At 45.7% G+C, this 19294-nt stretch carries 18 protein-coding genes and 2 tRNA genes; 15 read left to right on the forward strand and 5 right to left on the reverse strand.

Annotated features, from left to right (window positions below):
* The first annotated feature begins 111 nt into the window (after positions 1 to 111).
* Both LEP1GSC047_RS08585 and fliM read left to right on the forward strand, forming a co-directional pair.
* A complete protein-coding gene (locus LEP1GSC047_RS08585; protein ID WP_010419924.1) occupies positions 112 to 1101 on the forward strand; it encodes a hypothetical protein in 990 nt (329 codons plus the stop codon).
* A complete protein-coding gene (fliM, locus tag LEP1GSC047_RS08590) occupies positions 1098 to 2123 on the forward strand; it encodes a flagellar motor switch protein FliM (protein ID WP_010569908.1) in 1026 nt (341 codons plus the stop codon). Before LEP1GSC047_RS08585 ends, fliM begins: the two co-directional genes overlap by 4 nt.
* Before the next feature lie 71 nt (positions 2124 to 2194).
* On the opposite strand, the gene LEP1GSC047_RS08595 is transcribed toward fliM, so the two are convergent.
* Positions 2195 to 2419 (reverse strand): ferredoxin, encoded by a 225-nt coding sequence (locus LEP1GSC047_RS08595; RefSeq protein WP_010419921.1) that lies wholly within the window; start codon positions 2417 to 2419, stop codon positions 2195 to 2197.
* Between the two features lie 415 nt (positions 2420 to 2834).
* Between LEP1GSC047_RS08595 and lsa33 the strand changes: the two genes are divergently transcribed.
* A complete protein-coding gene (lsa33, locus tag LEP1GSC047_RS08600) occupies positions 2835 to 3764 on the forward strand; it encodes a surface adhesin Lsa33 (RefSeq protein WP_010419919.1) in 930 nt (309 codons plus the stop codon).
* Positions 3765 to 3845: 81 nt separating this feature from the next.
* Here the strand turns inward: lsa33 and LEP1GSC047_RS08605 are convergent, their stop codons facing one another.
* Positions 3846 to 4109, reverse strand: a complete 264-nt coding sequence (locus tag LEP1GSC047_RS08605; protein ID WP_010419917.1) for a SemiSWEET transporter — start codon at positions 4107 to 4109, stop codon at positions 3846 to 3848.
* Between the two features lie 2 nt (positions 4110 to 4111).
* Positions 4112 to 4531, reverse strand: coding sequence for a preQ(1) synthase (gene queF, locus LEP1GSC047_RS08610; protein ID WP_010419915.1), 420 nt, complete (start codon positions 4529 to 4531; stop codon positions 4112 to 4114).
* A 90-nt stretch (positions 4532 to 4621) separates the two neighbouring features.
* On the opposite strand from queF, the gene guaA reads away from it, so the two are divergent.
* From guaA to LEP1GSC047_RS08625, 3 genes are all read left to right on the forward strand, one after another.
* Positions 4622 to 6436: a glutamine-hydrolyzing GMP synthase gene (guaA, locus tag LEP1GSC047_RS08615; protein ID WP_010419911.1), complete on the forward strand. Its 1815-nt coding sequence runs from the start codon at positions 4622 to 4624 to the stop codon at positions 6434 to 6436.
* A 57-nt stretch (positions 6437 to 6493) separates the two neighbouring features.
* Positions 6494 to 6564: transfer RNA gene (locus LEP1GSC047_RS08620), tRNA-Cys, on the forward strand.
* Positions 6565 to 6596: 32 nt separating this feature from the next.
* Positions 6597 to 6683 (forward strand) — tRNA-Leu (locus tag LEP1GSC047_RS08625).
* A gap of 139 nt (positions 6684 to 6822) precedes the next feature.
* Here the strand turns inward: LEP1GSC047_RS08625 and LEP1GSC047_RS08630 are convergent.
* Entirely contained in the window at positions 6823 to 8814 is a 1992-nt protein-coding gene (locus LEP1GSC047_RS08630; protein WP_010419908.1) for an O-antigen ligase family protein, read from the reverse strand.
* Positions 8815 to 8940: 126 nt separating this feature from the next.
* Between LEP1GSC047_RS08630 and LEP1GSC047_RS08635 the strand changes: the two genes are divergently transcribed.
* From LEP1GSC047_RS08635 to LEP1GSC047_RS08675, 9 genes are all read left to right on the forward strand, one after another.
* Entirely contained in the window at positions 8941 to 9834 is an 894-nt protein-coding gene (locus LEP1GSC047_RS08635) for a glycosyltransferase family 2 protein (protein ID WP_020988567.1), read from the forward strand.
* Between the two features lies 1 nt (position 9835).
* The gene (locus LEP1GSC047_RS08640) at positions 9836 to 10615 is read left to right on the forward strand and encodes an LBBP_01157 family protein (RefSeq protein ID WP_010419903.1); all 780 of its coding nucleotides are present in this window, start codon (positions 9836 to 9838) and stop codon (positions 10613 to 10615) included.
* Between the two features lie 2 nt (positions 10616 to 10617).
* On the forward strand, positions 10618 to 11205 hold the full coding sequence (locus tag LEP1GSC047_RS08645) for a D-sedoheptulose 7-phosphate isomerase (RefSeq protein ID WP_010419900.1): 588 nt from the start codon (positions 10618 to 10620) through the stop codon (positions 11203 to 11205).
* Between the two features lie 9 nt (positions 11206 to 11214).
* Complete coding sequence (locus LEP1GSC047_RS08650) at positions 11215 to 12012, forward strand: ATP-binding cassette domain-containing protein (RefSeq protein WP_010419895.1); 798 nt, start codon at positions 11215 to 11217, stop codon at positions 12010 to 12012.
* A gap of 4 nt (positions 12013 to 12016) precedes the next feature.
* Positions 12017 to 13465 (forward strand): FHA domain-containing protein, encoded by a 1449-nt coding sequence (locus LEP1GSC047_RS08655; protein ID WP_039934484.1) that lies wholly within the window; start codon positions 12017 to 12019, stop codon positions 13463 to 13465.
* Between the two features lie 178 nt (positions 13466 to 13643).
* Entirely contained in the window at positions 13644 to 15041 is a 1398-nt protein-coding gene (leuC, locus tag LEP1GSC047_RS08660) for a 3-isopropylmalate dehydratase large subunit (protein ID WP_010419888.1), read from the forward strand.
* Between the two features lie 10 nt (positions 15042 to 15051).
* The gene (gene leuD / locus LEP1GSC047_RS08665; protein ID WP_010419886.1) at positions 15052 to 15678 is read left to right on the forward strand and encodes a 3-isopropylmalate dehydratase small subunit; all 627 of its coding nucleotides are present in this window, start codon (positions 15052 to 15054) and stop codon (positions 15676 to 15678) included.
* Positions 15679 to 15722: 44 nt separating this feature from the next.
* The gene (locus LEP1GSC047_RS08670; RefSeq protein ID WP_010419882.1) at positions 15723 to 16724 is read left to right on the forward strand and encodes a PLP-dependent cysteine synthase family protein; all 1002 of its coding nucleotides are present in this window, start codon (positions 15723 to 15725) and stop codon (positions 16722 to 16724) included.
* A gap of 6 nt (positions 16725 to 16730) precedes the next feature.
* On the forward strand, positions 16731 to 18614 hold the full coding sequence (locus LEP1GSC047_RS08675) for an AAA domain-containing protein (protein ID WP_010419879.1): 1884 nt from the start codon (positions 16731 to 16733) through the stop codon (positions 18612 to 18614).
* Between the two features lie 4 nt (positions 18615 to 18618).
* Here the strand turns inward: LEP1GSC047_RS08675 and LEP1GSC047_RS08680 are convergent, their stop codons facing one another.
* The gene (locus LEP1GSC047_RS08680; protein WP_010419875.1) at positions 18619 to 19251 is read right to left on the reverse strand and encodes an NrsF family protein; all 633 of its coding nucleotides are present in this window, start codon (positions 19249 to 19251) and stop codon (positions 18619 to 18621) included.
* Between the last annotated feature and the right edge of the window lie 43 nt (positions 19252 to 19294).

Raw genomic sequence — 19294 nt, forward strand, 5'->3', positions numbered from 1 at the left:
TTTTGGAAGGATTTCTTCCGTTTTTGCCGAAAGAATGTACGAGGAACCTTTAAACGGTTCCCGACCCAGCGAGAACCGTTTATCTCTCGGTTGATTTTGAAAGGTACCTGAATGAATCGCGTTCGGATTTGCATAATATCTATACTTTTAGCCTATCAAACCATAAATGCATATCCGAAGAGGGACGCAAGGGGAGAGGTTTCGGAAAATTATATTCGGCAGCAAGGAATCGTAGACATCAAGCTCCCGAAAATGCAGTACCGGGAAAATGAACCGGTGAAAGTCCTCCTGTCGGTCAGAAATACGGGAAACGAGGTCCTTCGAATTTTTCCGTACGGAAAAGACCTTAGATCTTTTCAGGTGATCGTAAGGGACGAAGACGGTAGAACGGTAACGAAAATCGAAGAAGAACCGACGGTGGATCCCGTGCTTCGTCGAAGAAACAGGGTGGAGAATTTAGTCGGAGACGAGGTAAAGGAAATCGTTCTGCATAAGGATGAAACTTTTTCAAAGGAAATCCGGTTAGATCGGCTTTACGAATTAGAAGCCGGAAAAAAATATTTTGTGACGGCCTACTTTTACCCGAACTTATCCGAATATAGGGACCATTTTGTGCGGTCTCAAAATCATCCGTATTTTTCCGTGGAAGAAAGACGAAAGGATTGGATTTTGCCCGGGGTTCCCTACCAGGATCCGGTCATCGACGGATTAGAACCGGAAGAAGTCATTCACTTGTTCTTGGGCGCCGAAAAGAAAGGGAATTGGAAATTACATTTTAAATGGATTTACTTTCCGGAGTATGTACAGGCGTACGATCGTTTTTCCCGGGATTGGGCTCAAGCAGAGGAATCCGAAAAAGACTTTATCTTGGAAGAATTTCGGAAATTCCTGACCGAAAACCGCGCAGGTGTGCTACAATATTATAAAATTCTCAGCGTGGATAAAATAAACTCTAACTTGGCGAAAGTAAGAGTCGCCGTGGAGCGTAGGATCAATAAAGTCCCGGTACGTTATGAATACGAGTTTACACTTCGAAGGGTTCCGGAAGAAACCGGGGCTTTTTGGAAGGTTGCCAATCTTTTAGCAAAGGTACGGAAATGACCGAAATTCTATCGCAAGATGAAATCGACGCCCTGCTCAACGCCATCTCGAGCGGAGAAGTTAGCGAGGACGAGTATTCCTCGGTAGGCGAACAAAAAAAAGTAAAGATCTACGATTTCAAGCGTCCGGATAAGTTCTCAAAAGACCAAATCCGTACCTTGCAGATGATGCACGAAACCTTTGCTCGATTGGCGACTACTGGACTATCCGCGCAGTTACGAGCGCTGGTCCATGTTCACGTTGCGGCGGTAGACCAGTTGACCTACGAGGAATTTATCCGGTCCATCCCGAATCCAACCACGCTTGCAGTGATCAATATGGACCCGTTACGAGGCTCGGCGATTTTGGAAATCGATCCCTCGATTTCGTTTACGATTATCGACCGTCTCTTCGGCGGCAAGGGTGAGACCGCTAAAATCTCCCGAGAGCTCTCCGAAATCGAGATGAGCGTAATGGAAGGAATTATCGTTCGAATCCTGGGAAATATGAGAGAGGCTTGGTCGACTGTGATCGATCTCCGGCCTCGATTGGGGAATATCGAAACAAATCCTCAATTCGCTCAGGTGGTTCCTCCCAACGACATGGTGGTCTTAATTAATTTGGAGACCAAGATCGGGGAAGTAGAGGGGTTAACGAACCTTTGTATTCCGTATATAACGATCGAGCCGATCATTAATAAACTTTCCGCTCAATATTGGTACTCTTCCATTCGGAAAGGCGAATTGGATGAGAACAGATCGATTATTCAGGAACGGTTGGATCAGGTTCAGATTCCGGTGATAGCCGAAGTCGGATCAGTCGATATTTCGATTTTGGATTTTATGAATTTAACGGTCGGAGACGTGGTTAAGCTGGAAAATACCACTACTCGTGCCGACATGTTGGTGAAAGTGGGAGAGAGGAAGAAGTTCAAATGTCTTCCAGGGCGGGTCGGAAATCGTCTTGCGATTCAAATCGGCGATAGGGTGGAAGATATTCCGGACGAATTACTCGGATCTACTCGTTCCGAACAGGAATATTAAAAAAAAGGCGGGAAGTTTAAACACCCGCCTTTTTTCTTCAATGAAAAAGAACGCTTATCAATGGATAAGAATTACTTTTTCCAGTGAATGCACTCACCCGGGCATTCATCCATTTCTTTTTGAACGATTTTCCACTCCTCTTCCGGAATTGGAGCCTGGTTAATCTGATCTCCACCGATATGAGTTTCGGAAGTATCGTTATCGTCCATTTGAAAGTACTTGGGAAGGTTATCCGCACACTGATTACAGGAGGTGCAGTTATCCTTGTCTACATAGGCTATTTTAGTCGTTGCCATAGGCTAGGTTCTCCTCAAAAGTTTCCTGACTGCTAGCGGAAAACGGGTTCTTGAACTACAGTTTCGATCCAGGGCCTGGAGAGCAACCCCTTTCTACCCGAAATTCTTGGGTAGCGCCAGGTTTTCCTGAAACGTTTCATAAATCTAAAATACGTCCAGTTCCGATCCCGGTACGAAATGAGAGCCATTTTCGAAAGAGGAATTCGGAATCTCGGCGAAGAATTCTCGCTCCAAAACCCGTATCTATCTGTACGAATTAGACCTTCGAAATAGCAAAGAAAGGCGAGAGTCCGCGAAAAATGGTCCTTCCGGAACTTTCCTCCTAACCGGAATCGGTCCGGAAAAATGTGGACGGAAATTTATTTCATATGTATTCTTCCCGGAAAGCAATTTCCCAAGGGAGAAATAGAACTACATGAAACGTATTGCTATCGTTTGCGTATTGATTCTGACGACGCTGGTAACGGACTGTCGTAAAGCGAAGGAAGATTTGCAGGGTGGAGTGATCACCTTTGTAAAAGGAACCGTTAAATTATTCGACAAAGTCGGAAAGGAAAAGCCGGGAGCGGTGAATTCCTTTTTGCTTCCGGAAGATCGCATCGAAACCGGTAAAGATTCTTATGCCGATTTACAACTGGCCGACGGGGTCGTGATTCGGATCAAAGAAAACACGATTCTCGCCATGAAAAAGATCTTTGTGGATTCCAAAAACGGAGAGATCTTTGCGGACCTCAATCTGAATAAAGGGAAGATCTTTTCTAAAGTCGCGACCAAATTAAGCAAAACCAGTCAATTCAACGTTAGTACGCCGACCGTTGTGGCCTCCGTAAGAGGAACGGATTTCCAAGTGGAAGAAAACGGTAAGACCGCAAATACATTGGTGTCCAACGGATCCGTTTCGGTTACCGATGCGGACGATCCGAACAAACAGGTAGTTGCGGAAGCAGGCAAGAAAGTCAGCTCCGACGGGAAAGAGTTGACGGAGGGTGAACTTTCGGATGCCGAGCGCCAAGAATTAGAAAATGACTCCGCTACGATTCAATCGATAACGGAAGAGCAAAGGGCAAAAATTCAGGAAATTCTAAAGGATTTCCAAGAAAATAAAGCTCTGATACTCCAAGGACTGGAAGATCAAAAACAAAGAAATAAAGACCTAATCGAAAGCGCAAAAGAGGAAAATCGCAAACTTTTAGAAGATACTAAAAATGCCGGTAAGGAAGAAAAAGAGGCAATACGTAAATCGGGCGCCGAAGAAAAGGAAAAAGTAAAATCATCGATGGACGATGCTAAGAAAGATTTGGAGAACCAACGTAAGTCTCTGAAAGAACAAGCACTTCCAAAATAAATAACGGACTCGCTTGGGAGCGGACGTCGGGAATTCCTTTTTGCATTCTTGGCGTCCTTCTTTTAGATCCTCGCGAGAAAATTAAGATTCTTCTTTTTCCTTTAATTTAAAATAGAGAATTGTCGTAGTAAAAATTAGGGTAAACGCGTTTGCAAGGATGATCGGCAAATCTTCCCGGATGATTCCGTAAGCCAGCCAAAGACCGACTCCGACGGATAAAACGACATACATGTTCCGGGAGATGTCCCGAGTTTTTCCCTCTAAAACCACTTTAACGACTTGGGGAACGAAAGATAGGGTCGTCAGAAGAGAGGCGAGGTAGCCGATCCAGCTTCCCGGTTCCATTCTTACTTGCCTTCTAAACGATATTCTCTAGTAACAACGGTTTTAATTCCGCCCCGAAGATTATAATCGCCTTTTACACGTATGAATTTCGGCTCCACGGATTTTACTAAATCCTCTAGGATTCGATTTACAACGTTTTCATGAAAAATTCCGAGATTTCTAAACGCTAAAATATATTCCTTTAACGATTTCAATTCGATGCAACGGTCCCGAGGGATGTAACTGATTTCGATGGTTCCAAAATCGGGTAACCCGGTTTTAGGACAAACCGCGGTAAATTCCGGTATGGTAAAATCGATTGTGTAATCCTTCCCTTCGTACACATTGGCGAAAGATTCTATCTCGGGAAGTTTCAGGGCGGGAATATGATCCTGCCTTCCGTCATAGGAAGATGCTCCTGTTTCTTGTTGTCGGTCGTCCATTCGTCCTCCTCCGAAACCAGAGTTTTCCGGAGCTTCTCCCTGTGAATCCTTTTACTAAGCCGGTTCTCCGGATATCGGAACTCTCTCGCAATGAACCAACGTAAAGTCATAGGCATCGTCGATTTTGGCGGCCAGTACGCTCATCTAATCGCTTCCAGAATCCGAAGATTGGGAGCTTATTCCGAAATTCTTTCCAATGAGGAATCCGAGGATGCGTACCGAGGACTTGCCGGATTAATTCTTTCCGGAGGACCGGAAAGCGTTTATGAGGACGCATCTCCTTCCATATCGGCTCGGGTCTTCGATTTAGGGATTCCTGTTTTAGGAATTTGTTACGGTCATCAATTGATGATGAAGCTCTTGGGAGGAGAAGTAAGAAAGGCGGGCGTTGCGGAATACGGTCAGGCATCCTTAGACTTGGATCCTAAAGACGGATCCGAGCTCCTGAAAGGATATACGGGCGGAGAAGTGGTTTGGATGAGTCATGGCGACGAAGTCGTTCACTTACCGAAAGGGTTTCGAGTCACTGCTTCCTCCGCGGATTGCAAATTTGCGGTCGTAGAGAATATCTCCGCCAGGAAATTCGGAATTCAATTTCATCCGGAAGTAACTCATACCCAAAAAGGCAACGAACTCTTGAAAAATTTCATCCGGATATGCGGAGCTGAAAATACCTGGGATCTAACGCAGTATCTTTCCTTAAAAGAAGAAGAATTACGCAAAACGATTCCACCGGATAAAAAGGTATTTTTACTCGTTTCAGGCGGAGTCGATTCCACCGTTTCCTATCTATTGCTTACCAAGGCATTGGGAAAGGATAGGGTCAAAGGAGTTTTGATCGACACCGGGTTTATGCGAAAGGACGAAGTTTTACACTTGGAGGAAAATTTGACTCCTCAAGGGATCCATCTCCATGTGCACGATGCCTCCGACCTTTTTTACGAGAATTTAAAAGGAAAAACGGATCCGGAAGAAAAACGGAAGATCGTGGGCAATCTATTCTTACAAGCTCAGGAAGATTGTGCGAAAGAGTTGGGCCTGAATTCGGATGAGTGGCTCCTGGGCCAAGGAACAATCTACCCGGATACGATTGAAAGCGGCGGAACAAAGCATTCGCATACGATTAAAACGCACCATAATCGGGTCGAAGCGATTCAGAAATTAATGGAAGAGGGGAAGGTCGTCGAACCGATTCAGGATCTATATAAAGACGAGGTTCGGGAATTGGGCACGTATCTTGGGCTTCCAAAGCAATTGACCCTTCGACATCCTTTTCCGGGTCCGGGCTTGGTCGTAAGAATGATTTCTCAAAAGCAAGATACGAGCCAACCGGTCCAGAACGAACTAGAAAGCATCCTACAGGAATTTCCGGGAGTTTCGGGAAAACTTCTACCTGTGGCTTCGGTCGGGGTAAAAGGAGATAGACGATCGTACGCGCATTGTGCCGTTCTTTCGGGGGAGAAAAGTTGGGAGGATTGGAATAAAATCTCCACTCATATTACGAACCGAAGTTCTTCCGTGAATCGCGTAGTCCTCTTAGTTGCTCCTAGTAAAGTCTCCGTGAAGGATTTACAGTTTTCCTTTCAGAGCCTGGACCTGGATCGGAAAAATTCCGATCTACTGCGTGAAGCGGATGCCGCAGTGGAAAACGTTTTACAAGAACGGAAAATTTACGGTGACATCTGGCAAATGCCGGTGGTTTTACTTCCTATCGGTAATTCTCCGGAAGAAAGAAGTATCGTTCTGAGACCGGTGAACTCACAGGAAGCTATGACTGCGAGTTTCTTTCCGTTGCAACCGGAAGTCTTACGGGACTTGGAAAGAAATCTCCTTTCGATTTCCAAGATTCGCTATGTGTTCTTTGATCTGACGAACAAGCCGCCGGGAACGATCGAGTGGGAATAGCCTGGTTCGTAGATTTCTATTGACACCTGACCCCTTGACGAAAACATACCTCATAACGGCGTCGTGGCCAAGTGGTAAGGCATGGCTCTGCAAAAGCTTGATCCCCGGTTCGAATCCGGGCGACGCCTGGCTGCTTGGGAACAAAACGCCTAGTTCTCTTGCCTGGATGGTGGAATCGGTAGACACCCAGGACTTAAAATCCTGTGAGTTCACGCTCGTGCGGGTTCAAGTCCCGCTCCAGGTACCATTTTGAAACTTCAACTTGCAGCGAATCGCGAAAGATTTCCTCAGAATCGGAGTAAAAAGTTTTCTAAGCCATCGGATTTTCTTAATCCGCTTGGAACATCCGTTTTTCTTTCGCTAAGAACCCCGGCGACAAAATCAATTTATTGCTTAAAATCACATAAATCACCGAAATCTAAAGCGGGTAAATCCATCGGTTTTGCAAGATCATAACCCAGCCAGTCGATCCTAAAATCTCGAAAGAAAACCCCTTCCGGAAATCGGATAGAAGGTTGTAGCTTGGAAGTTTCCTTCCAGATAAACCTATTCCAACCCGGCGTTAATTTTATCGTTTCGGTTGCTAAATCGTTTTGCGAGTGAGACCAATACAGTTGGTCTTCGTCAAAGGACTCGCGACCGATGACGGTAATTCTCATCTCTTTCGGAGGATTGAGAGCATTCGGTCGAATATAGATTCCGATTTGATACGGCTCCTTTCGAAGGGTAGGAGGATTCGGAAATCGGTGAGTTAGGCATCCTTCGATTTGAGCGGAACTATTTCCCGAAGCATTCGGAACAGTAACGACTTTTTCTAGGCGATTCGCTCTCTCCTTTGCAGCGATACGAAACGGTAAAATCCTGTCCTCTAATTGTTTCGCGTAGACCGGATCGGCCGACTTGACTTGTCTCGAATACGCCAACTCGGTCGGCGTTTGGAGTCGAAATATCCAGAAAGCTAGATTTAATAAAAACGGGACCGCCAATACGATTCCGGTAAATTTAACGGACGAGAGGGACGCTTCTTTTTGCTGTCCGAATAGAATTCCTGACAGCGCATAAAAAGGAAGCGCGACTTCGTCATCCAATAGATAGCATTGAAAAAAGCCCGCAACCCATAAGGACCCTACACCGATCAAGGATGGTCCTTTTTCGTCCGACTGAAAAACACCGATTCTACGAAAGAGAAAAAAGAAAAACAGGACGAGAAACACCGCACTCGTCCACCCACCGATAATAGCAAATTGGAGTAGATCATTATGCGCATGAGCATTCGGTGTGATCTCCAGTTCATACCAAAGCTGTTCCTGTTCGGAAATCGTTCTCTCCGAAATTTTCTTATGCGAGGCTTTGAATTTACCGCCTCCGACTCCTAAAAGCGAAGTGAGTTCTAAAATTGGGAGGCTATTTTTATAAATCCAATATCTTTGGTTTTCCGGGGTTTGCACCTGCAGTGTTTGAGAGATGGTTCTCTGCAACAGCCAATTTTGTTCGTATAAGAATTTGGCTCCGGTTCCTAGTATCGCAATCAAAAGAACGCCGGCGAAAAGACTTTTTAAAAGAAGCTTTCCCGTGAACCGATACTTCGTTTCTAGAATCGATCGGAGTAAAATAAAGACGCAAACGAAGATCACTCCTAACCAGGCGGATTTGCTTTGGTTCAATAAGAATATCCAGGAAGAAACTAAAAGTATTCCGCTAAAAAATAGAAATCGCGCAAGAGAACGGTTCCGCAGGGATTCCCAAAATTTCGCGAAGATCCCGGGTAGGAAAAGTGAGACTAGCCCTCCGTACGTTAAATGCGTATTCATCAAACCGATCGGTAGATAAGTCTGTATTCCGAAAAGAAGACCGGCAGGGTGTTGTCTGCGATCGCCGGGTGCATTTTGAAATCCGTTCGAAATGAATTTGCCTAAACGATATTCGCTAAAAATAGAAACGAATCCGGATACCAATAGTAATGCAAGGGAGCACCATAAGAAACGGCCCAGGAGCTTTGTGTTATCTTTGTTGGATGCATGCGCAGCTCCGATGGGAAATAAGAAACTTAACCAAAAATCTCCAGCTTCGGATTCTCTTGTAAAGCTTCTCCAAAAATGGGAATATTCTCCTAGGTGAACCAATGAGGATAAGAAAACCAGAAAATAGGCAGTCAGCACGAAGCACCAAGGAAGCAAAAACGGTCGCACTTTTTGCCAGCGGCGCTTCCCCGAGAGTAGAAAGGAGAAGATGGATAAACCTGCAAAAACTTGGGAGAAAGAAACCGATAGAGGAAATGCCGATAAAAAAAGAAGGAAGGAGTAGAAAGACGCCCGCTCAGCGACGAAAGATAGGTCCTGAAATCTTAAATGTGGATTCTGAGAAGTCGGTACTCGCATAAAAGTGACCGGAAAAACCGTCGGTTATTCCGGTCGGATTTCCATAAAAAACCGCTGACAAGGAAAGAAAAGCTCTTATCCTGGAATCCCGATCGAAATCTTAGCTAGGATTTGATCCTTATATCCATGTCTGAAAAATCGTTAGAATCCGCTAAAAGCACACACAAAAAAAAGAAAGGGTCGATTTCGAGCGTCTCTTCTTCCTCGGTCCAACGCTTTGCAAAAAAATTATCCGTGGTCGTTATCACATATAACGAAGAAAAGAATATTGCGGATTGTATTCGTTCCTGTCGAGACGTTGCCGAAGAAATTGTAATCCTAGATTCCGATAGCACGGATAAAACGGAAGAAATCTGTAGATCCTTTCCCGAAGTTCGATTTTTTTCCCAAAAATTCAGAGGGCATGTGCAACAAAAAAACGATGCCATCTCATTATGTAAGAACGAATGGATATTATCGTTGGATGCGGATGAAAGGCTAAGTGAAGAGCTGAAACAATCTCTTAGGAATTTTCTGGATACGCCCGATGACGGGTCTATAGACGGACTCAAGACCGCTAGGCTTACGTTTCATATGGGGAGATTTATTCGGTTTTCGGGATGGTATCCGCAGACGAAATTTAGGATATTTCGAAAATCTAAAGCTAGATGGGCCGGCGAAAATCCTCACGACTATCTCGTAGTCGAAGGCAAAGGAATCAAAGCGACAGGGGATATCCTTCATTACAGTTTTAGGGATCTGGCCCAGCAAGTGGACACGATCAATAAGTTTTCCTCCATTGTGGCTTGGACCAGGGCGAGAAAAGGAAGGCGTTTTTCTTTGCTTCGGACGATATACAAACCTTTCGGAAAGTTTCTAGAAATTTATTTTTTTAAACTAGGCATTCTGGACGGATTTCCCGGATTTACGATAGCGATTTCTTCCGCGTATTCGACTTTTTTGAAGGAAGCGAAAATCTACGAATTAGGAAAAAAGCTGATTCAGAGACCTTCCAATCTTAGGGAAGATTACGAAGGCTAAAATGGCAAAAAAAAAGAAAAGCTCCTCCTTTTGGAAAAGGCTTCTTTTCTGGCGCAAATCGGATCGTGCTGAAACCGAGCTTGAAGAACATTCGGTTCGGGAGAGTCGCGGATATACATGGGAATTGAAGGATTTGCGGGAAAAAGTAGATCGATTTTTTCTCACTAGAAAAAAAGCCGCCGGTCTTGTTTTCGAATCGGCCGATCTAAAGCTGACGAAGAATAATCGACATCTCTTTCGGCTAGAAGGAAAGGAAAAATCCGGAAGGGAGTATTCACTGGTCTTAGCGACCGGAAATTATTTGACCGAACAAAATGGAAAAGTTACGGGAGTTATTTTTTTGACCGAGGCCGAACTGAATCGACTTCTTACCTTCGATCAAAAAAGCCTAAAAGGAATTCTATCGGGAATTCGGGAACCGAAATGGGAGGAAGAATCCTGGGCGGTCTTGCAGGAAGATCCCGAACTAAAAAAATCTTCGGATTCCTGGAAGGAAATTCTAAGCTGGGAACCGATCTGGAGCCAGCAGGTCATTATCAATCTCAGACCGAACGTTCTTGCGGTGCTTTTGGTTTTTCTCGGGAAAGAGTTCGAAGAATTCTTCCACAAAAATTCGGCGGAGCGAGTTCGAGAAATGGTTTCTAAAGAACTGTATTTTTTAAACGTAAGCGGAAATAAAAATTCTCCCCATTCGGAGAACGTATCTTTATACGAATTTGATTTAGCTAAAAAGGAATTGGAATCCGTTTTGGTTCGAATTCGGTCCAAAAGAGAGAAATGAATATGGAACTGAAAGAAATAGCGGCAAGGCAAATCGAGGCTTCCATTGCGACAAAGCAAGAAATCCTGGATAAGCTTTTGCCCGATATCGTAAAGGCGGGACAAATCGTAGCCGAAGTTCTGCAAAAAGGAAATACGGTGCTATTTTGCGGAAACGGCGGATCGTCTTGCGATGCTTCGCATATTGCAGCGGAACTCGTAGTTCGGTATAAATCCGGTAACGAACGCAAAGCGCTGCCTGCGCTTTCTTTATCCGCCGATTCCGCCGTCTTAACGGCTTGCGGAAACGATTATGGTTATGAGGAAATTTTTTCCCGGCAAGTTGCGGCTTTCGGGAGGAAAGGCGATTTACTCGTGGGAATTTCTACCAGCGGAAATTCTAAGAACGTGATTGCCGCCATCGAAAAAGCGAAATCTTTAAGTTTGAAAACGATCGGATTCTTAGGCGGGGACGGGGGAAAAATGAAAAATAGGAGCGACTTGGATTTAATCGTTCCGAGCAAAGAGACTGCGCGTATCCAGGAATCCCATATTTTAATCGGTCATATTATTTGTTCGATCGTGGAATACGAACTCTTTAAAATGGAATAGGATTTCGATTTGGTCTCTTCAGGAACGGACGAAATCATCCAAATTTCCGGACTCTCAGTCCGATCCGAAGAAAAACTTTTATTAGAGGATATCGATTTTTTCGTTCGGACCGGTGAGATTCGGGCCGTAATCGGAGAATCCGGAAGCGGGAAAACTACGTTAGTTCATTTCCTTCTAGGGTTAGTAAACGAAACTCTTTATACGGTATGGACCTCGTTTCGATTATTCGGTGAAATCTTGGATTCCGATACTTCCTCTATAAAATGGACCGAATTTCGGGGGAAACGAATCAGCTTAATTCCTCAAAATCCGGGGTCAGGATTTCATCCCTATCGAACGGTAGCTTCCCAAGTACTGGAGTATTTTTCGCTCTTAAATCCAGGATATGCGAATCGGGAAGCTTGTCTGCAGCTCTTTCGAAGCGTCGGTTTGTCCGATCCCGAATCCGTTTGGTTATCCTATCCTCATCAGCTTTCAGGAGGAGAAAAGCAGCGCATTCTCGTATTGCTTTCGGTTTATTCCGGTGCAGAATTGATTCTTGCCGATGAACCGACTTCCGCTTTGGATCCTATTACGGGGGCCGGAATTTTAACATTGCTTACGAAACTGGTTCGCGAAAACGATAGAAGCTTGGTTTTCATCAGCCACGATCTCGGTTCCGTTACCGATTTTGCCGATATTATAACTGTACTGAAAGGCGGGAGAATTGCAGAGACGTTAATTCATGAAAATCGCCTCTGGTCCCCCAAAACGGAATACGCGAGAAAACTGTTTGAAATCGACTCCTCCCTTCCATACACTGCTTAGATTCATGCGGACAATCCTACAGATTAGTCTTATTCTATTGCCGCTTTTAGCCGGGAGCGTTTCCGCCCAAAGGAACGGATTCGTTTTAGAGGAGGTTAACGTCTCTTCTTACCCGAACGTCGAGTTAAAAATGAAGGAGAATCGGAGATCCTCGCTAAATCGAGAGATTCTTTTTATTCGGGAGCAAAAAGGATCTCAAGTAAGGCGAGTCGATAGGCCGGAAATTATCCAGCCGGAGGGAACTAGGCCGATTCATATTCATTTGATCGTTCAGATGTCGAATTCCTTCGATTCAAATGTTCAAGGAACCGAAATTTTAAAACGGATCGTAGATGCAGCCGGGGAAGAAGACCGCTTTAGCTTTGCGTTCTTTACCGATGATGTCTATTTGCCCAAATTGGATTTAAGTAAAGCCGACGCGACTAAGGAAGCGAAACTTCCGGGCGGTAAAACGAATTACAACACTCCATCCAATCTGGACTACGTGTTTCAAAAAATTTCGGCGCATATCGGAAGACGAGACTATATCTTATTATTGTTTTTCGATGCTGAATTTAGACCATCTCCCGATGCGCGGCGAGGCGTTTATTTAAAAGATATACCGCTGAACGTTCTTGGTGTTGCCTCGGAAGGATCCGGCTATTTAGCGGAACGATATGGCGGTACTTTTTATTCCATCAATCGATCAGATTCCCTAAGTCAGGTTCTCACGAATCTCGAGTTTTTTCGCAAGAAACCCTGGAGTATAAAATACGAGTCTCCGTTTCGGGACGATTGGCATTTGGGAGACGAGGATAGAGTTCGCGTAGACGTGGAAACTCAAAATGCCGGAAAACTTTTGTACGAATATAAACTACCGTGGACGATTCGGACGATTCTCTTTCTACTCCATCCGAGTGTATTCCTTCCGACGATAGGCTTTCTGTTGGTTTTAACTATGGTGGCGTTTTTAGTCGTTTTAAGGAGAAACGGAAAATCCACCGGGAACCCATCCAACTCGGTTGCCGAAGAGAGACTGCACGCGATCGACGAGGAACAGGATGCGTATCGGAAAATGTACGGGGATCAATACCAGTTGCTGTATTCCGAAGAGCACCGGATTCAGACCGATCGATTAACCCCGGTCGCAGTGAAGGAATTCGAAGATGGCGAGGTGTATGAAAAGGCCACTTTGATTTTAAAAGAGGGGCGGAATCCCGGTAAGCAATATTCCTTATTGAAAAGCGAAACTACGATCGGAAATTCGGAATTGGCCGATTTGGTCCTGTATGAGCAGGGCGTCGGCGGAAGCCATGCTCGAATTCGACGGGTTAGAAATCGTTATATACTATACGATCTGGTTTCGGAATCGGGAACATTCTTAAACGGTAAGAAAGTTTTGCGGCCCCGGATCCTGTATGATTTTGACGAGATTGGAATCGGAAAAGCGCTTCTTGTATTTCGCGGAAAGTGATTCTAAGATTTTCCCGTCCTTAACCCGTATCAGTTCCTTCTTTACGAAAAAGCCCGTTTTTTTAGCATGGGAAGGGCAGTTCCTCAGTTTGGGGAACTCCAGTACTTCCTCCGTTTCAGGCCTGGGAGTCTAATTAATATCTTATTCTATTTTATCTCTTGGGGGCAGCAGTCATAACATGAAAACGATGTTTGAAAAAATCTGGGAAGACCACCTAGTCGGCGAATTAGATGGGGGATCTTACCTTATCTATATCGATCGACATTTAATTCATGAGGTCACCAGCCCTCAAGCATTCGAAGGCCTTCGCCTGACCGGCAGAAAAGTTCGGCGTCCGGATGCGACGTTCGCGACCATGGATCATAACGTATCCACGCGGATCCGTAATATAGATTCGGCCGATCCGGTTTCTGCGACTCAAATGCGGACCTTATTGAAAAATTGCCAAGAGAACGGAATCGCAGTTTACGATATCAATCATCCGGACCAAGGAATCATTCACGTAATCGCGCCGGAAATGGGGTTGACACATCCTGGAATGACCATCGTTTGCGGAGATTCTCATACATCTACGCATGGTGCATTTGGAGCTCTTGCTTTCGGGATCGGAACCTCGGAAGTGGAGCATGTCTTGGCGACCCAAACCCTTTTGCAACGTCGTGCAAAGACGATGGAGATCCGAGTGGACGGAAAACTTTCGCCGCATGTGACGGCCAAAGACATTATCCTTGCCGTCATCGGGAAAATCGGAACCGGCGGTGCGACAGGATACGTGATCGAATATCGCGGCTCGGCGATTTCCGCACTCAGCATGGAAGCAAGAATGACGATTTGCAATATGTCGATCGAAGCCGGAGCCCGCGCCGGGCTAATCGCTCCGGATGAAACTACGTTCGATTATTTAAAGGGCAAAGACTTCTCGCCTAAGGGGAAAGAGTGGGACCTGGCCCTACAACGTTGGAAGCGATATGTTACCGATGAAGGCGCAAAGTTCGATATGTCCGTCGTCTTAAAGGCGGAAGATATCGCGCCGCAAGTTACTTGGGGAACTTCGCCCGGGCAAGTCGTTCCCGTTACGGGAGTTGTCCCGAATCCGAAGGACGCTGCGGACCCTATTGAAAAAGTCAGCATCGAATCGGCTTTAAAATATATGGACTTGCATCCTGGACAAAAGATACAAGACGTCACTGTAAACAAGGTATTTATCGGCTCATGTACGAATTCTAGGATTGAAGATCTGCGAATTGCGGCAAGTACGGTAAAAGGGAAAAAGGTCTCTCCCAAAGTCCAAGCCATTGTTGTCCCGGGTTCGGGAAGAGTGAAGCGACAAGCGGAGAAGGAAGGTCTGGATAAGGTTTTTGTGGAAGCAGGTTTCGAATGGAGACAACCGGGATGCTCGATGTGCTTAGCAATGAACGACGACGTACTAGATCCAGGCGATCGCTGCGCTTCCACCTCGAATCGAAATTTCGAGGGGCGACAAGGAAAGGGAGGGCGGACTCATCTAGTCGGACCTGCAATGGCTGCCGCCGCCGCCATAGAAGGTCGTTTTGTTGATATTCGTACTTGGAATTAAAGGAATTTAGATGAAGGCATTTACGAACCACGACGGCATCGCCGTTCTTATTGATCGCCCGAATATAGACACGGACCAAATCATTCCCAAACAGTTTTTACGAAAAATCGAACGCACAGGATTCGGTATTCATCTTTTTCACGATTGGAGATACTTGGACGATGCGGGCACCAAACCCAACCCGGAATTTACTCTGAATCAGGAACGCTATAAGGGGGCATCGGTTCTGATAACTCGGGATAATTTCGGATGCGGCTCTTCCAGAGAGCACGCTCCCTGGGCTCTTGAAGATTTCGGCTTTCGAGCCGTCATCGCGCCTTCGTATGCGGACATTTTCTATAATAACTGTTTTAAGAACGGTATTTTACCCGTCGTGTTAAAGTCTGAGGAAGTGGAAGAAATCTTTCAAACTGTAGAAAGGACTCCGGGAGCCAGAGTGAGGATCGACTTGGACAAGCAAAATGTCATTAGTCCGTCCGGAAAAGTTTATACTTTTGAAGTAGACTCGTTTCGAAAATACTGCCTATTTAACGGTTTAGACGATATCGGTCTTACTTTGCAACACGAAGCGAAAATTCAACAGTTCGAGGATCGGAATCGTAACGAGGTTCCGTGGTTGTATTCTTCTAAGAAATAACTCCGCGTCAAAATACCGATTTGCGATGAAACCAGGAGAAGATCATGTTTGACGAAATTTCACGTTCTATCGACGAATTCGGCAATAGCCTTCTCGGGGCTCTGAATAATGTTCAGGGTATTTTCGGTAGGGAGCTAAGCGTCGCCAAACCGATCAAGGAAAACGTGCTCCAGATGATCGGCAACACTCCCTTAATTCGATTGAATCAGATCGGATCGCATATTCCGAACGTTGAAATTTATTTAAAAGCCGAGTTTTGCAATCCGACCGGCAGCGTAAAGGATAGAACTGCGCTGTCTATGGTACTTTCGGCAGAAAGAAGAGGCGAGTTAAAACCGGGTGGAACGATTTTCCAGGCCGGATACAATACGACCGCTATCTCCTTGGCTTGGATTTCCACGATTCGACAATACAAATTCAAGATCTTTTTGGCACCGGATACGGATCAGGAAAAAATAAAAGAACTAAAAGCGTACGGATCTCAGGTGGAAGTCGTCCAGCTTGCTAAGGGCAACTGGGACGACCTTCTATTAGAAAAAGCTAAAGAAGCAAAAAGCTCCGATAAAGGTAGCGTCATATTAAACGAATTCAAAGACATGGCCAACACGAACGCGCATTTTCTTTTTACCGGCCCCGAAATTTGGAGAGATTTGGGCGGTACCGTGGATGCCTTTGTCGCCGGAGGAGGTTCGGGGGGAACACTGTCCGGAGTGGGTCGTTTTCTAAAATCGAAGAAGCCCACATTACGGGTGATTATGGGGGTCGGCAAAAACTCCCGTTTTATTCGTAGAATGGTACAAGGGGATAACTCTATCCGGTTGCCGGAATCTTTCGATCCGAAAGTCACCGATCAATATATCGGAGTAGATCGAGAAGAGGCGTTACGATACCAATCGGAGTTGTACCAAAGGGAAGGCGTTTTTGCGGGTTTGACGACGGGAACTACGCTTGCTTCCGCGATACACTACGCGGAAAGCCTTCCTACCAGAGATGATCAAAAGGTTCCCCCGTACAGAATTGTCGTCTTATCTCCGGATCGATTGTAGAAATCGATGAGTTCTCGTTATGAGGACTTACGGGAGTCCTTGCGAAAAGAGCGGGACGCGGAAGTCGCGCGCTATAAGGAAGAGCTTGCAAATGCTGATATCGCCCGCCGAATCTCGTCCGGGATTTGTGTTTATCCCGTCGTATTCGAGGATTCGGAAGTCGGGCCGGAGGGGTATTGGCGGGTGCATCTCCGGCCGACTAAAGCCAAAGGAGTCCCGGAAGCCTTCCGGACCGGAGGGCCGGTTCGGCTCTTCAAGGAATCGGATGAGATTACTTCGGTTTTACTAAAATGCTCGGATGATTCCTATATACTTTCCTTGGAAGAAGTTCCGGATTGGTTGGAAGAGGGAAAGCTGGGATTGGAAATCCTTCCGGATGAAACCAGCTATAAAGAATGGGATCGCGCTCTCCTGAAAATCATTCACGCAGAACGCGGAACGAGGGCAAAATTTTTCTCGGATTTGTTCCTGGGTGAAATCGAATTAAAATTTCCTAATTTTGCAATGGAATCCGGTATCTCGCCGGAATTGAACGATTCTCAAAGAAGAGCGATTTCCGCTATTTTACAGACGGAAGATCTGATTCTGCTTCACGGTCCGCCGGGTACCGGGAAGACCAAGACGATCACGGAAGCGATACGCATCTTGGTGGACCGCGGTAAGAAAATCCTCGCGTCGGCTCCCACGAATGCGGCTACGGATCTTCTCGCAGAATCCCTCGGACGAATGGGAGTCTCCGCCCTTAGAATCGGGCACCCTGCGAGAATGAGCGAATCCGTTTTAAGCGTTTCGTTGGATGCTAACTTAAATCGACACCCCGATTTCAAACTGATAGAACGGGATAAAAAGGAAATCGGCGAGTTACTAAAGAAAGCGGGGAAGTACAAGCGAACCTTCGGCAGGGAAGAAGCCGAGGATAGAAAGCGACTCTATCAGGAAGCGAAGGAACTTAGAAAAGGAATCAGGGAGAGGCAAAAAATCCTAGTCAGATATCTACTGGAATCCCATCCGGTGATCGTTTGCACGCATACGGGAGCATCTTCCTCCTTATTAGATAAATTGAATTTTGATTATGCCGTATTGGACGAGGGCAGTCAGGCGACCGAACCCGCTTCCTGGATCCCGATTCTTCGAGCCGAAAGAATCGTAATTGCGGGAGATCCTAGACAATTACCGCCGACTGTTCTGTCGGAAGATCCTCTATTGAAAATTCCGCTCATGGAACGTTTACTGGATAGTATGGATTCTATCGGTCGAGTATATTTGTTGGATACTCAATACAGGATGACGGATCCGATTCAATCGTTTCCGAATCGAAGATTTTATGCGGGTCGGTTGGTTTCCGGAATTCCCGAGGAGATACGATCGGCAAATCCGTTTCCATCCGAGACTCCGCTTTTCGGCTCCAGCTTCGTATTTATTGATACCTCGGGTACCGATTCGGGAGAAGAGCTATTTGATGCGAGTCTTGGCAATCGTTGGGAGGCCGAGTTTACCATCACCATTCTCAAACGCATCTTAGAGTCCGGATGGTTACCGGAAGATCTGGTGCTAATTTCTCCCTATCGCTATCAAAGATTTTTACTGGAAGAGATTCTAAGAAAGGAATTACCGATCGTTGGAGAAACGATCGAAATAGAGACGGTCGATTCTTTTCAAGGAAGAGAGAAAAAAGGGGTTATCTTTAGCTTGGTTCGATCCAACTCGGAAGGGAATATCGGCTTCCTCTCGGAAGAGCGTCGCTGGAACGTCGGCATGACAAGAGCGAAACGATTGTTGGTTTTGATCGGAGACGGTTCGACGCTCGGAGAGCAGGAGTTTTTTCAAGATTTGATTCAGGAAGCCGAATCCTGCGGCGAAGTCAGAACTGCGTGGGAGTTTTTAGAATAATCCTCTACCAGCGCAATTTATTGCGTAACGGCAGCGCAGAAATTGCGATCCAGAAAATGGAAGCAACTCCGTGAGAAAAAAAGATATGGAACCCGCTTTGATCCGGGCAAATGAATTTCAGCGTTAGATTAGAGCCGGCCAATAAAAAACTCAAGATACCCAAGGAGGCAATGAGAGGATTTCCGGGAATCATCTTCCGAATCCAGAAGGATGCAAATCCACCTAGGGTTAAGGAAAAAATGGCCAAAGTAAGGGAGCATAACCCGATATGAGTGGAATGCGCCGTGTGAATCTCCGCTAAAAACTTTCCAAAAGAAAATCCTAACCAGAGTAATAGGCCAGAAAAAGACAACCAAATCAGGCCGGCAGAGGATTCTTCCGGAAAGGCTAGTCTAGAAAGTAAATAGGCGGAAGCCAATCCCCAAACTATAAAAAGCGCAGGTTCCGGCCACCATCCAGGGAAGGCATTGCGAGACAGAAAAAAGGCAGTTCCTTGACCTAGCGGGATTGCCAACGCAAGAAGGGAGACCAAGACTAAAACTAGGGTCCCCTGCCTAAGAGGACGAGTCGGTTTCAAATCTGTTCCTAACGAAAGAATCAGTTTCTCGGATCGATCGGAATCGCTCGGCAAAGACATGTTCCACCTCCTCCTTTTTGTTTTTCCGCTTTAGAACAAGAAA

The sequence above is a fragment of the Leptospira inadai serovar Lyme str. 10 genome (assembly GCF_000243675.2).
GTDB classification, from domain to species: Bacteria; Spirochaetota; Leptospiria; order Leptospirales; family Leptospiraceae; genus Leptospira_B; species Leptospira_B inadai.